This window comes from Allobosea sp. LC85 (assembly GCF_000735605.1).
Classification (GTDB): Bacteria; Pseudomonadota; Alphaproteobacteria; order Rhizobiales; family Beijerinckiaceae; genus Allobosea.
Genome location: NZ_JPKG01000034.1, coordinates 222,864 through 236,163, shown reverse-complemented (window position 1 = coordinate 236,163; position 13,300 = coordinate 222,864). Strand labels below are relative to the sequence as shown.

The 13,300-nt window shown below is 63.7% G+C and carries 13 protein-coding genes, 2 tRNA genes and 1 pseudogene; 12 read left to right on the top strand and 4 right to left on the bottom strand.

All coding sequences use genetic code 11. The annotated features are described in order from the left end of the window. Nucleotides 1-837: hypothetical protein (locus tag FG93_RS33305; protein ID WP_200878128.1), on the bottom strand; the 837-nt coding region annotated here is incomplete at its 3' end. A 642-nt stretch (nt 838-1,479) separates the two neighbouring features. Between FG93_RS33305 and FG93_RS18370 the strand changes: the two genes are divergently transcribed. The 4 genes from FG93_RS18370 to FG93_RS18355 all read left to right on the top strand — a co-directional run bounded on the left by FG93_RS18370 (nt 1,480) and on the right by FG93_RS18355 (nt 2,340). Further along, nucleotides 1,480-1,556: transfer RNA gene (locus FG93_RS18370), tRNA-Pro, on the top strand. Nucleotides 1,557-1,622: 66 nt separating this feature from the next. Next, on the top strand, nt 1,623-1,928 hold the full coding sequence (locus FG93_RS18365) for an ETC complex I subunit (RefSeq protein WP_043236861.1): 306 nt from the start codon (nt 1,623-1,625) through the stop codon (nt 1,926-1,928). 37 nt (nt 1,929-1,965) lie between these two features. Next, a tRNA-Arg gene (locus FG93_RS18360) sits at nt 1,966-2,042 on the top strand. 82 nt (nt 2,043-2,124) lie between these two features. Next, the gene (locus tag FG93_RS18355) at nt 2,125-2,340 is read left to right on the top strand and encodes an alkylphosphonate utilization protein (RefSeq protein WP_043236860.1); all 216 of its coding nucleotides are present in this window, start codon (nt 2,125-2,127) and stop codon (nt 2,338-2,340) included. Nucleotides 2,341-2,355: 15 nt separating this feature from the next. On the opposite strand, the gene FG93_RS18350 is transcribed toward FG93_RS18355, so the two are convergent. Continuing rightward, nucleotides 2,356-2,835, bottom strand: coding sequence for a hypothetical protein (locus FG93_RS18350; RefSeq protein WP_043236858.1), 480 nt, complete (start codon nt 2,833-2,835; stop codon nt 2,356-2,358). 45 nt (nt 2,836-2,880) lie between these two features. Between FG93_RS18350 and FG93_RS18345 the strand changes: the two genes are divergently transcribed. The 3 genes from FG93_RS18345 (at nt 2,881) to FG93_RS18335 (ending at nt 5,727) form a co-directional block, all read left to right on the top strand. Then, a complete protein-coding gene (locus tag FG93_RS18345; protein WP_052513910.1) occupies nt 2,881-4,569 on the top strand; it encodes a glycosyltransferase family 39 protein in 1,689 nt (562 codons plus the stop codon). Between the two features lie 64 nt (nt 4,570-4,633). Continuing rightward, nucleotides 4,634-5,383 (top strand): glycosyltransferase family 2 protein, encoded by a 750-nt coding sequence (locus tag FG93_RS18340; RefSeq protein WP_043236931.1) that lies wholly within the window; start codon nt 4,634-4,636, stop codon nt 5,381-5,383. Next, complete coding sequence (locus tag FG93_RS18335) at nt 5,383-5,727, top strand: lipid-A-disaccharide synthase N-terminal domain-containing protein (RefSeq protein WP_152579501.1); 345 nt, start codon at nt 5,383-5,385, stop codon at nt 5,725-5,727. The genes FG93_RS18340 and FG93_RS18335 overlap by 1 nt, the downstream gene beginning before the upstream one ends. 100 nt (nt 5,728-5,827) lie before the next feature. Here the strand turns inward: FG93_RS18335 and FG93_RS32935 are convergent, their stop codons facing one another. Both FG93_RS32935 and metC read right to left on the bottom strand, forming a co-directional pair. Next, nucleotides 5,828-5,995: a hypothetical protein gene (locus FG93_RS32935; protein WP_161783842.1), complete on the bottom strand. Its 168-nt coding sequence runs from the start codon at nt 5,993-5,995 to the stop codon at nt 5,828-5,830. After that, a complete protein-coding gene (gene metC, locus FG93_RS18325; RefSeq protein ID WP_043236857.1) occupies nt 5,992-7,182 on the bottom strand; it encodes a cystathionine beta-lyase in 1,191 nt (396 codons plus the stop codon). Before metC ends, FG93_RS32935 begins: the two co-directional genes overlap by 4 nt. 262 nt (nt 7,183-7,444) lie before the next feature. On the opposite strand from metC, the gene FG93_RS18320 reads away from it, so the two are divergent. From FG93_RS18320 to FG93_RS18300, 5 genes and pseudogenes are all read left to right on the top strand, one after another. Continuing rightward, nucleotides 7,445-8,470 carry an amino acid ABC transporter substrate-binding protein gene (locus FG93_RS18320; RefSeq protein ID WP_043236855.1) on the top strand — a complete coding sequence of 342 codons (1,026 nt, stop codon included), beginning with the start codon at nt 7,445-7,447 and terminating at the stop codon, nt 8,468-8,470. Between the two features lie 103 nt (nt 8,471-8,573). Beyond that, nucleotides 8,574-9,398: pseudogene (locus FG93_RS18315) on the top strand (amino acid ABC transporter substrate-binding protein); the annotation flags it as partial. A 158-nt stretch (nt 9,399-9,556) separates the two neighbouring features. Next, complete coding sequence (locus FG93_RS18310) at nt 9,557-10,579, top strand: amino acid ABC transporter substrate-binding protein (protein ID WP_043236854.1); 1,023 nt, start codon at nt 9,557-9,559, stop codon at nt 10,577-10,579. Between the two features lie 145 nt (nt 10,580-10,724). Continuing rightward, the gene (locus tag FG93_RS18305; protein WP_043236927.1) at nt 10,725-11,909 is read left to right on the top strand and encodes an amino acid ABC transporter permease; all 1,185 of its coding nucleotides are present in this window, start codon (nt 10,725-10,727) and stop codon (nt 11,907-11,909) included. A 10-nt stretch (nt 11,910-11,919) separates the two neighbouring features. Next, on the top strand, nt 11,920-13,296 hold the full coding sequence (locus FG93_RS18300; protein WP_043236852.1) for an amino acid ABC transporter permease: 1,377 nt from the start codon (nt 11,920-11,922) through the stop codon (nt 13,294-13,296). The last annotated feature ends 4 nt before the right edge of the window (nt 13,297-13,300 follow it).

The window sequence follows — 13,300 nt, the reverse complement described above, 5'->3', positions numbered from 1 at the left end:
GGCGGAGCCGCCGCCGCCACCGGAGCCACCGCCACCACCGGAGCCACCGCCGCCACCGGAGCCGCCGCCGCCACCGGAGCCGCCGCCGCCACCGGAGCCGCCGCCACCGCCGGAGCCGCCGCCACTACCGGATCCACCGCCGCCACCGGAGCCGCCGCCGCCACCGCCGGAGTTTCCACCGCCGGAGCTGCTGCCAGACCCCGAGCCACTGCCGCTACTCGATGCGCTGGCGCCGCCGCCCGCAGAATTGCCGCCATCGCCGCCGTTGCCGCCGCCTGCCGGATTTCCAGCGCTGCCCGGTGCCCCCGAAGACAGTGCTCCCGTCGTGAGAGGGGGGCACGCCCAATACTCGGCGCCGCCCTGCTGGTAGAGGGAACATGCCTGACTAGGCGCGCGCGTTCGGCGACCGTTGGGGGCGACGGCGCTGTAGTACTGGACGCCGCCAGGGCTGGCGCTCTGGGACGCAGGTGCCCCGGCGCTGATCGCCGCCGTGGCGCGCGGTGGGCAGACCCACAAGAGTCGAACGTCATATTGCTGGACGATACAGTCCCGGCTCGGCGCGCGCGTCTTGCGGCCGTTCGCGGTGACCGCGTTGTAATACCGCACCCCGCCGACAGCGGGGAGGCTGGAAACCGATCCGGATGTCGCAGCCCAGCTGCTTGCCAACCAGTCGCTCATCGCCGCGGCAGCTGGTCCTGTCGCCCTGTTGCGGCCCGCCGGATCGCATTGCCAGAGCCTTTGGCTCCCGATGAGCTTGCGTTCGCAGGAACGATAGGGCTGTGGCGTCGGAGCGCCGCCCATCGTGAAGCCTTCATAATATTCAGGAAGGCCGCGCAAGTGATGATTCTGCGCATAGGATAATGTCGATGTTGTCGCAAGAAAACCTGCAATGAATAAGCTTGATTTGAAATGGTTCATAGCAATGCCTCCCACCCGGGAAGGCATTGCGCCGCCAGGGTGCTACATGGTTTTTCTCTGTTTTGCTGGCTTCATTTTCAGTTCTGTCAGCGTTGGCTCTATCTTAAGTATTGCGATTTTCGACGTTTTGCTCAATTTGGCTTTTCCGCTAGGCCACTTCACCCTATGGCGGATCTGAATACACATGCTCTGGATCTTCCGGGTCATCCGAAGGGGGAGGCGCTCCTTGCCGGCAGCGCGAAAGCACAGCGTCGCGCATTCTCCCGTCGGAGGGCCGGCTGGGCTCGAAAGAGGTAGATTGCACCTGCGCGCAAAGCGTCGGCGTGCGCGAGCGTGGACAAATTGACGGTGCTTCAAAGGCTATACGGCCCGACTTCGTCATCCTGCCCCCGGTTCCGCGAGGGGGTGGCAGGAAACGGCTGACGAGAATTGGCTGGGAATTTCATGGGAACTTACGGTTCCCATGGCGGCAGTTCGGTGCTATCTCGTTGCGCGTCGCACGTGGCCGTCGAGGAGCGTGTGCGATGGTTTCGCGAGTGATTTGATGCACTTGCAGACAGTCGGGGTATAGCGCAGCCCGGTAGCGCATCTGCTTTGGGAGCAGAGGGTCCCAGGTTCGAATCCTGGTGCCCCGACCATTCTCGAAATCGCCTGGCCCGCCGTCGCGGGCCAATGGAATGACGAGCTGACGGCCGAGCCAGAGCATGACCGCACGCATTTATCGCCCAGCCCGCAATGCCATGCAGTCCGGCACAGCAAAGACCGAGCGCTGGCTGCTGGAATACGAGCCGGAGCAGCCGCGCCAGATCGAGCCGCTGATGGGTTGGACATCCTCTGCCGACATGAGGAGCCAGGTGAAACTCTGGTTCGACACCGAGGATGAGGCGGTGGCCTATGCCACCCGCAGCGGCATCGCCTACCGGGTCGAACAGCCGCATATGCCCAAGCGTCGCGGCATGGCCTATTCGGATAACTTCAAGTTCAATCGTGTCGGGCAGTGGACCCACTGACCAGCCATTTTGCGCCCCGCCAGGCGCTTTCGACTACGGGCCCGTAGCTCAGTTGGATAGAGCAGCAGCCTTCTAAGCTGCTGGTCGCAGGTTCGAATCCTGCCGGGCTCGCCACTCCTTTCGATCGCAGCCGCGGGACGCGCTGAGATCCACCAAGAATTCCGCAGACAAGAATTCCACAGACTGGAACCCCGCGATGAGCGACGTGAAGGACAGCAACGGCAACGTCCTGCAGGACGGCGATTCCGTGACGCTGATCAAGGATCTCAAGGTGAAGGGAACCTCCGTCACCCTGAAGCGTGGCACCCTGGTCAAGAACATCCGCCTGACTGGCAGCGAGGATGAGATCGAGTGCAACGCCGAAAAGGTGAAGGGACTCGTGCTCAGAACAGAATTCCTGAAGAAGGCCTGAGGCTGAGCGGAGGGCTCACTCGTCGCGCCCCCAGTTCCGTAATCTCCTGATCGCCGCGCCCCAGTCCGCAGGACGTCTTTGCCAGAGGCCGTGGAGAAGTCCGAGTGCGAAGAGCAGGCAGAAGCTCGGGATCGCAACCCCGAGCGGGACGGTGACGAGCCCCATGGCGCAGCCGCCGGAATCGCCGGGGCGAGCGCATTTCGGGTCGAAGATCATCAGGCCGATGACGACGAGGACTCCGAGGAGCGGGCCGAGCAGCAAGCCCCAGAGCCCGGCGCGGATGGCCTTCCAGAGAAGCTTGCCCACAGATAATCCCCCCTTGATCGTCGTCACGATAGCGGCGGCCTCGCGGGATGTCTTGCGTTTGGCTTGCAGCAGGGGAGGTGGCGTCGTAAACGGCGTTCGTCGCCGGGACGCGGGCCGTTTTGCCTTGATCGCGCCCGAAAGCCCCGCCATGCCGGCGGCGCCCTGGGTCGATACCTGGCCTTGCGACATTCATGCCTGCGATGAACGCGACCTGGCCGGTCGCGAGGATGGACAATGCTTTCGCTCCGGCCCGTGTTCGACCGTATCTCCGCCTTCGCGTCGGCCAGCCATTGGCGCGCCTGCGCCTTTCTGCTTCTGCTCTCCCTCGTCGCCTTCCTGCCGGGGTTCACGAGCCTCCAGCCGCTCGATCGCGACGAACCGCGCTTCGCCCAGGCGAGCAAGCAGATGCTCGAGACCGGCGATTTCGTCGATATCCGCTTCCAGCAGGAGGCGCGGCACAAGAAGCCGGTCGGAATCTATTGGCTGCAGAGTGCGGCTGTGACCGCCGGCGAGGCGCTGGGTGTCCAGGACCCCCGCCATCAGATCTGGCTCTATCGCCTGCCGTCTCTGGTCGGCGCGGTTGCAACGGTGCTGCTGACCTATTGGGCGCTGCTCGCCTTCTTCAGCCCGGGCTTGGCGCTGCTCGGCGGGGCTCTGATGGCCGCTGCCGTGCTGCTCGGGGTCGAGGCCCGGATCGCCAAGACAGACGCGGTCCTCGCTGCCTGCGCGGTGGCGACGATGGGGGCCCTGGCGCGCGCCTGGCTGGACTGGACCCGTTCGCTCGCCTTCGTGCCGGATCGCCGCAACTGGCTGGTTTTCTGGGGCGCGACAGCGATCGCCCTGCTGATCAAGGGGCCGATCGTGCCCATGGTCTGGGGGCTCGCCACCATTGTTCTGTGCATCCGCGAGCGTTCCTGGCGCTGGCTCTCGTCGTTGCGCCCATCCTGGGGCCTTTTGCTTTGCCTGCTGGTCGTGCTGCCCTGGTTCCTGGCGATCGCCTGGAAGACTGGCGGCAGCTTCTTCACGGCCAGCGTCGGCAACGACATGCTGGGCAAGGTCGCGGAAGGTCAGGAGAAGCACTGGGGCCCGCCCGGGCTCTATCTGCTGATCTTCTTCGGCACCTATTGGCCGGCTGCGGCTTTCGCTGCGATGGCGATTCCCTTCGCCTGGGTGCGTCGCCGCGAGCCGCAAATCATCTTCCTGCTCGCCTGGATCGTGCCGTCCTGGATCGTCTTCGAGGCGGTGCCGACCAAGCTGCCGCATTACGTGCTGCCGCTGTATCCGGCGGTCACGGCGCTGCTGCTGCTGGCGCTGGTCAATGGCGGCATCGATCGCCTTCGGCGCGGCGCCACAATGACTGCGGCGCTGGTCTTCCTGGTCCCGGCGGCGCTTGTCGGCGTCATCATCTACGCCAACTGGACCCTCGACCGCACCATACCCTATCTCGCGCTGCCGTTTTTCGCCCTGGCGCTGTTCGTGGCCTGGCGCGTCGTCATGGCGTTCCGAAGGGGCGACCTGGAGGGGGCGCTCTGGCGCTGCGTCCTGGCGAGCCTGCTGCTCTCGATCGGCGTCTACGGTTTTGCGATCGAAAGCCTGCGCTCGCTCAAGCTCTCGCCCCGTCTGGCGGAAGCCGTCCGGGCGGTCGGCTGTGCCGATCCTGCGGTAATGACCGTCGGCTATCGCGAGCCGAGCCTCGTCTTCCTGACCGGGACCGATCTTGCCATGGGGGCAAACGGTGCGGCGGCCGCAGCCTTCCTGAAGGAGCCCGGCTGCCGGATCGCGCTCGTCGAAAAGCGCTTCGAAGCGGAGTTCCGCGCCGGTGTCGCCGCCGCCGGGATCGCGCCTCGCCTCGTCACCTCAATTCCCGGTTTCAATCTCAATGGCGGCAAGCCGCTCCAGATGGCCGTGTTCGCGCGAGAGTGAAACCTGCTTGCCCTGTTCGCGCGCTTGACGCAGTTTGCGCGCCGTTTTCCCGGATGAAGCTTTCGTGACCGAGACCCAACCCATCACCTTGCCGCAACTCAGCGTTGTCGTGCCCGTTCGCAACGAAGCCGGCAATATCGCGCCGCTGCTGGCCGATATCGAGACGGCCTGCCAGACGCTCGGGCCCTTCGAGGTGATCTACGTCAATGACGGTTCGACCGACGGCACGGCGGCCGCGCTGACCGAACTCGGCGCGACGCGCCCCTGGCTGCGTGCAGTTCGTCACGAGCAGTCCTGCGGGCAGAGCGCAGCGGTCCGCACCGGCGTCCGCCACGCGCGCGCGCCGGTCGTGGTGACGCTGGATGGCGACGGCCAGAACGATCCGGCCTTCATTCCCGCAATGGTTGAGGCCTTGCACAAAGCCGGATTGCGGGCCGGGCTCGTCCAGGGACAGCGCGTCGGACGCAAGGATACCGGCTTCAAGAAATGGCAATCGCGCATCGCCAATGGTGTCCGGGGCCGCATTCTCAAGGACGGCACCCGCGACACAGGCTGCGGGCTGAAGTGCTTTCGCCGAGAAGCCTATCTCGCCTTGCCCTATTTTGATGCGCTGCACCGTTTCATGCCGGCGCTGATGGTGCGGGAGGGCTATCAGGTCACGCATGTCGACGTGCGTGACCGCCCGCGCCTGACCGGTGTCTCCAATTATGGTTTCTTCGACCGGCTCTGGGTCGGTATTCTTGATCTCGCCGGCGTCTGGTGGCTGATCCGCCGGCGCAAGCGCGTGCCGCAGATCGTGCCGGAGACGCTTTGATGCTGATCGACCTCCAGCAAATGATCGGCGAGTATTTTCACGACGTCTTCGTGAACAATATCGACTGGTGGGTGCTGCTCGGCGTCGTGGCGCAGGCGCTCTTCACCATGCGCTTCGTGGTGCAGTGGCTGGCGAGCGAGAAGGCGAAACGATCGGTCGTGCCGAAGACCTTCTGGTGGTTCTCGATCGGTGGCGGGGCCCTGCTGCTGATCTATGCGCTTTACCGCCGTGACCCGGTCTTCATTCTCGGGCAGGGCTTCGGCCTGTTCGTCTACTGCCGCAACCTGCAATTCGTGCTGCGCGCCAAGGCAAGGGGCGAGGATACCAACGCCGGTCCGGGTTAGCTGAAGTCGACGATCGTCTGCCGCTTCGGCGTGACGAAAAGCGGTGTCCTAATCGTCCAGCGCCCATCGACGACGCCCGGCAGCAGATCGGAGATGCTGGTCAGGCGATCTCGACCGAGGCGATGCCGATCGCCCGCAAAGCCTCACTCACCAGCTCGACATCACTCCCGAGCGCGCTGCCATCGGGGCCTGATCGGCAGAAGGGCGGCTCATCGAGATAGGCGAAGACAATCGCCTCCCGCGTCGCCGACTTTGCCTCTGGGATCACGCCGCCGCCCTGAGACGGGCAAAGCCGGCATCGAGATCGTCCTTGAGGTCTTCGAGATCCTCCAGTCCGATATGGAAGCGGATGGTCGGCCCCTTGAAACCCGGCTCCGTTGCCGTGCGATAGCCCTTGCAGTCGAAGGGAAGGGCAAGGCTCTCATAGCCACCCCAGGAGGCCCCCATCCCGAACAGGGTAAGCCCGTCGAGCATCGCCCCGACAGCCTTCTGCGCCACGGGTTTCAACTCGATCGCGAACAGGGAGGAAGCGCCGGTGAAATCGCGCTTCCACAGATCGTGGCCCGGATCGTTCGGCAGGGCAGGGTGCATCACGCGCGCCACCTCGGGACGGGCCGCGAACCAATTGGCCATCTCGATGCCGGCGGGCATCTGTTCCTTCAGGCGGATATGCATGGTGCGGATGCCGCGCAGTGTAAGGAAGGCATCCTCGGGCGCGATGATGACGCCGAGCAGTTCCCATGTTTCGCGCAACTGCCTGTAGAGCTCGGGAGTGCGGGCCGAGATCGTACCGATCAGCACGTCCGAATGGCCGGCATAGTATTTCGTGCCGGCCTGGATCGAGAGATCGACCCCGAATTTATGTGAATCGAAGAACAGCGGCGTCGCCCACGTGTTGTCCATCAGCACCAGGATGTCGCTGGCATGGGCCGCGGCGACGATGGCCGGGATGTCCTGCATCTCGAAGGTCTGCGAGCCCGGAGCCTCGGTCCAGACCGCCTTGGTATTTGGCTTGAACAGCTTTGCGATGTCGGCACCGGCCGCCGGGTCGTAATAGGTGACCTCGACGCCCATGCGCGGCAGGACCTTGTCGCAGAAATGCCGCGTCGGCCGATAGACGCTGTCAGTGACGAGAAGGTGATCGCCGGACGACAGGGTTGCGAGCATGGGCAGGGTGCAGGCGAGCAGGCCGGATGGACAGACCACCGTTCCTGCGCCGCCTTCCATGGTGTTGAGCGCGGCGACCAGCGCGTCGATCGTCGGATTCCCCTGCGTGCCATAGGTGTAGCGGGCCTTGCGCGCCAGGAAATCCTCCATGTTCGGGTAGATGACCGTCGAGCCCCGCACGATCGGCGGATTGACGAACCCATAGCTGTCGGCAGGGTCGCGGCCGGCGAGAGCAAGGCGGGTCTTTTCGCGAAGCTGCGCGAATGCGGAAGGAGACAATTTTTTCATGAAGCGGGCGCCGGAGGGAGGTCCTGGTCGAGGCGGTCAGGCTTGACCACATTTTGAAAGTCGCATGTGATGCAAGGGGTGGATAGATGCGTTCCAGGAAAGGGTCCCCTGCTTGACGCACATGCGCTGCTCTGGCAATCGACGCAGGGGAACGTCGCTCAATTTATGGGCAAGAAGTGGGGCACGCACTCCCACTGGCGACGCAACTGAAGACTGCCCGCTGGCTGCGGCCAGCCGGGAGACCTCAACGGGAGAGAGTTCGATGAAAAAGTTCATGGCAGTTGCGGTCGCGGGGCTGGGCCTCGCGATGACCGCGACGGTGGCGACGGCCCAGGCGCCTGCAACGCTGGCGCAGGTCAAGTCCCGCGGCATCCTCAACTGCGGCTCGAATACCGGTCTCGCCGGCTTCGGCGTGCCGGACGCTCAGGGCAACTGGCAGGGTCTCGATGTCGATTACTGCCGCGCGATCTCGGCCGCGATCTTCAATGATCCGACCAAGGTCAAGTTCATTCCCCTGTCTGCCAAGGACCGTTTCACGGCCCTGCAGTCCGGCGAAGTCGACGTGCTCGTGCGCAACTCGACCTGGACCATGTCGCGCGACACCGCGCTAGGCCTGCTCTTCACCGGCGTGAACTATTACGACGGCCAGGGCTTCATGGTCCGCAAGAAGCTCGGCATCACCTCGGCTCTTCAGCTTTCCGGCGCGTCGGTCTGCACCCAGCAGGGCACCACGACCGAACTGAACCTCGCGGACTTCTTCCGCGCCAACAACCTGAAATATGAAGTCGTCGCCTTCGCCTCCTCGGACGAGACGGTCAAGGCCTATGACGCTGGCCGCTGCGATGCGTTCACCACGGATGCTTCCGGCCTCTATGCCGAGCGCCTGAAGCTGACCGCCCCCGATGATCACATGGTTCTGCCTGAGATCATCTCCAAGGAGCCGCTCGGACCGGCAACCCGCAACACGGACGCCCAGTGGTTCAATCTGGTGAAGTGGGTGCATTTCGCCATGCTGAACGCCGAAGAGCTCGGCGTGACCAAGGCGAATGTCGACGAGATGCTGAAGTCGTCCAACCCCGAGATCAAGCGTCTGCTTGGGACCGAGGGCAAGTTCGGCGAAGGCATCGGCCTGACGGCTGACTGGGCCTACCGGATCGTCAAGCAGGTCGGCAATTACGGCGAATCCTTCGAGAAGAACGTCGGCCAGGGTTCGCTCCTCAAGATCGCCCGCGGCCAGAACGGCCTCTGGACCAAGGGCGGCTTGCAATACGCTCCGCCGGTTCGCTGAGCGCAGACAGACAGACAGGCGGGCTTCGGCATGAGCCGAGGCCCGCTCTAAGCGCTGTCCATGCCATGAAGCCCGGCACAAACGGCATAATATCTGGCTCCCAGCCATCGCCGCGGCGATCTTCAACGATCCGAGCAAAGTCAAATATGTGCCGCTCTCGTCAAAGGACCGGTTCACGGCCTTGCAGGCAGGCGAGGTCGACCTGCTTTCACGGACCAGCACCTGGACGATGTCTCGCGATACCGCCCTTGGCCTGAGCTTTTCGACAGTGAACTACTATGACGGACAGGCCTTCATGGTCCGCAAGAAACTCGGCGTCGATTCGGCGCTGAAGCTCGGCGGCGCCTCGATCTGCACCCAGCAGGGCACCACGACCGAAGTGAACCTGGCCGACTTCTTTCGCATCAACCACATGAAGTACGAGGTGGTGGCCTTCAACACGGGAGATGAGACGATCAAGGCCTATGAGGCCGGTCGCTGCGACGCTTTCAGCGACGATTCCTCGGCTCTCTATGCGCAACGGCTGAAATTCGAGGCGCCGGACGATCATATCGTGCTTCCGGAGGTCATCTCGAAGGAACCATTGGGCCCGGTCGTTCGGAGCAGCGACATGCAGTGGTTCAACCTGGTGAAATGGAGCCATTTCGCCATGCTCAATGCGGAGGAACTCGGTATCACCAAAGCCAATGCCGACGAGCAGGCGAAATCGACCAATCCGGAGGTTCGGCGGTTGCTCGGGACGGAGGGCAAGTTTGGCGAGGCGATCGGGCTGACTGCGGATTGGGCCCATCGGATCGTCAAGCAGGTCGGCAATTATGGCGAATCATTCGAGGCGAATGTCGGATCGGGATCGATCCTGAAAATCGCCCGCGGAAAGAATGCATTGTGGACCAAGGGCGGACTGCAATACGCTCCCCCGGTGCGGTGAATAACGGACACGGCGGGGGCATTCTTGCCTCCGCTTGCTTGACCGACGGCGGCGAAGGAGGCGCGCGGAAAGGAAGGACGGTCGGGTCCAGAATCTGGTCCGAGACTTGCAAGGTTCGAGAACGGGAAAAACCCGTTCCGGCAACAGGGGAAATAATAATGAACAAGTTTGTCAGTGCAGCGCTCGCCGTTGCAGCAACCGCTGCTTTCGCTGGCGGAGCGCAGGCCCAATCGGGGTTGCTGGCTCAGGTAAAAAGCCGGGGGCAATTGATTTGCGGCGTCGGTCCGGGCCTTGCAGGCTTCGGCATCCCCGATGCGCAGGGCAACTGGAGCGGCCTCGATGTCGATCTCTGCCGTGCGATCTCGGCTGCGGTCTTCAATGATCCGACCAAGGTCAAATTCATCCCGCTTTCGTCCAAGGACCGTTTCACTGCGCTGCAATCCGGCGAGGTCGATCTGCTCTCGCGCAACACGACCTGGACCATGTCGCGCGACACATCGCTCGGCTTGAACTTTGCGGGCGTGAACTACTATGACGGGCAGGGCTTCATGGTCCGCAAGAAGCTCGGCATCGATTCAGCGCTGAAGCTTGCGGGCGCCTCCGTCTGCACCCAGCAGGGCACGACGACGGAACTCAATCTCGCGGACTTCTTCCGCGCCAACAAACTGAAATACGAGGTCGTCGCCTTTGCGAGCGCCGACGAGACGATCAAGGCCTATGAATCGGGCCGCTGCGACGCCTTCACGACCGATGCCTCGGGCCTCTATGCTGAGCGCCTGAAGCTCGGCGTCCCGACCGACCATATCGTGCTGCCGGAAATCATCTCCAAGGAACCGCTCGGTCCCGTCGTGCGCCATGGCGACGATGCCTGGCTCGACATCGTCAAATGGACCCATTTCGCCATGCTGAACGCCGAGGAGCTCGGCGTGACCAAGGCCAATCTCGACGAGATGCTGAAATCCGAGAACCCGGAGATCAAGCGCTTGCTCGGCACCGAGGGCAAGTTCGGCGAGGCTGTCGGCTTGAGCAATGACTGGGTCGTCCGCATCACCAAGCATGTCGGAAACTATGGTGAATCCTTCGAACGGAACGTTGGTGCCAGCTCGCTGTTGAAGATCGCTCGCGGCCAGAATGCGCTCTGGACCAAGGGCGGCCTGCAATACGCGCCGCCGATCCGCTGAAATTCGCGATGCGCGGCGACCGCTGCGCATCGCTCGCTACCGCCGCACGGCACGGACAAGAAGACGGCTGGCGATGCTCGACCCGGGCATCGCCGGACCACCGGCCGCCACCCAAGAACAAGAAGGGGCGTGACACGTGACGACCATACCGACGGAGCCGGTCCAACCAGGCAAGGCCTCACTACTCTACGATCCGAAGATCCGAGGCTATGTCTATCAGCTTGCCCTCTTGGCCGTCGTCGGGTTCCTCATCTACTCGGCCGCCTCCAATGCCATCGAAAACCTCAGGGCGCAGAAAATCGCGTCGGGCTTCGGCTTCTGGCACAACGCTGCCGGCTTCGACGTCAATCAGAAGCTGATCCCCTTCAGTGCCGCGGGCTCGACCTATGGCCAGGCCTTCTGGGTCGGCCTGCTGAATACCTTGCTGGTGGCCTCGATCGGCATCGTGCTGGCAACCTTCCTCGGCTTCTTCGTCGGTGTCGCGCGCCTGTCCAGCAACTGGATCCTCGCCAAGATCGCCATGGTCTATGTCGAGGTCATCCGGAACCTGCCGCTGCTGCTGCAACTGTTCTTCTGGTACAACGCAGTGCTCAAGCCGCTGCCGAACCCGCGCCAGTCGATCGCACTTCCGGCCGGGATCCTGCTCAATAACCGCGGCCTGTATCTGCCCGATCCGCAGCTTGAGCCTGGCGGCAGCCTGATCGTCCTGACCTTCCTGCTTGGCCTCGTCGGCGCGATCACCTTCCGCTATTGGGCCCGCAAGCAGCAGGAGGCGACCGGCAAGCAGTACCCGGTTGGCTGGATCGCACTCGGTCTCGTCGTCGTGCTGCCCTTCTTCGTCTATCTCCTGATGGGCCGGCCGATCACTTTCATCTATCCCGAGCTCGCCGGCTTCAACCTGCGCGGAGGCATCCAGATCTTCCCGGAATTCGTCGCTCTGCTGATCGGCTTGACGACCTACACCGCAGGCTTCATTGCCGAGGTCGTGCGTGCGGGCATTCTCGCCGTCTCCAAGGGGCAGTCGGAAGCAGCCCATGCGCTCGGCCTGCGGCCGGGGCCGACGCTGAAACTCGTGGTGATCCCGCAGGCGATGCGCGTGATCATCCCGCCGCTGACCTCGAACTATCTGAACCTGACGAAGAACTCGTCGCTGGCGGTTGCCATCGGCTATCCCGACCTCGTCCAGGTCTTCACCGGCACGGTGCTGAACCAGACAGGGCAGGCAGTCGAGGTCGTTGCCATCACCATGGCGGTTTATTTGACGATCTCTCTCGTCACCTCGCTGTTCATGAATATCTACAACAAGCGCATGGCGCTGGTGGAACGGTGAGGGCGCCCCGATGACCGATGCAACCACCGAAAATGCCGCCTTCTTCGTCCGCCGCGAGACCCTGCCGCAGGAAGCGGCTCCGCTATCCGTGGCCGGGCCGCTGGCCTGGATCCGGGCCAATCTCTTTTCCGGGCCGGTCAACACGCTGCTGACGCTGGTCTGCGCCTATATCGTCGTCACGAGCCTGCCGGAAATCATCCGGTTCTACTTCATCGATGCGGTCTGGACGGGCTCAAACCGCGACGCCTGCCTTGCCGAGAAGGTCGGCCGGCCGGTTGGCGCCTGCTGGGCCTATGTTGCCGACCGCTTCCAGTACTTCATCTACGGCTCCTATCCGGTCAGCCAGCGCTGGCGCGTCAACATCGTCTTCGCAATGTTCGCGCTCGGCGTCGTCTGGCTGCTCTGGAACAACGCCCCGCTGAAGAAGCTCGGCGCCTTCTTCTTCTTCGTGCTGCTGCCGATCAGTGCCTATGTCCTGCTGCTCGGCGGCCCCGGAGCGACCAATCTCCTGCGCTATCTGATCATCGCCACGGCCGCACTGGCGGCGGTGTACATCGTGCTGTCCTTCGTGCCTTCGCTGGCGCGTTTCCATACGGGAGCGGGGCAGCTCGCGGTCGAGCACGAACTGCCGGTCTGGAAACGCTTCTATCGGCCCAAGCGACTGATCCTGATGGCCCTTGTCGCCTTTGGCCTCATCGCCATTCTGGATGACAGAGTCGGCCTGCCGCGGGTTGACACCGGCCTCTGGGGCGGCATGACGGTGACCTTCCTGATCGCGGCGGTCGGCATCGTCTTCTCGCTGCCGCTCGGCGTCGTGCTGGCGCTGGGGCGGCGCTCCCGCCTGCCGATCATCCAGCTGCTCTCGGTGATCTTCATCGAGTTCGTGCGCGGCGTGCCGCTGATCACGGTGCTGTTCATGGCCAACACCATGCTGCCGCTCTTCGTGCCGCAGGAATGGTCGCCCGACCGTCTGTTGCGGCCGCTGGTCGGCGTTGCGCTCTTTGCGGCCGCCTATATGGCCGAGGTCATTCGTGGCGGCCTGCAGGCCATCCCGAAGGGCCAGTATGAGGGGGCGATGTCGCTCGGCCTCGGCTACTGGAACATGATGCGCCTGATCATCCTGCCGCAGGCGCTGCGCATCGTGATTCCGGGCATCGTCAACACCTTCATCGGGCTGTTCAAGGATACGACGCTGGTCACCATCGTCGGCATCTTCGACTTCCTGCGGACCATCGAGGCGACCCTGGTCGATCCGACCTGGGCGACGCCGACGACACGCGCGACGGGCTATGCTTTCGCCGCGATTTTCTATTTCCTGTGCTGCTGGGGCATGTCGCGCTATTCGATTTCGGTCGAACGCCGCCTTGCCGCCGGCCAAAGACGTTGAGGGA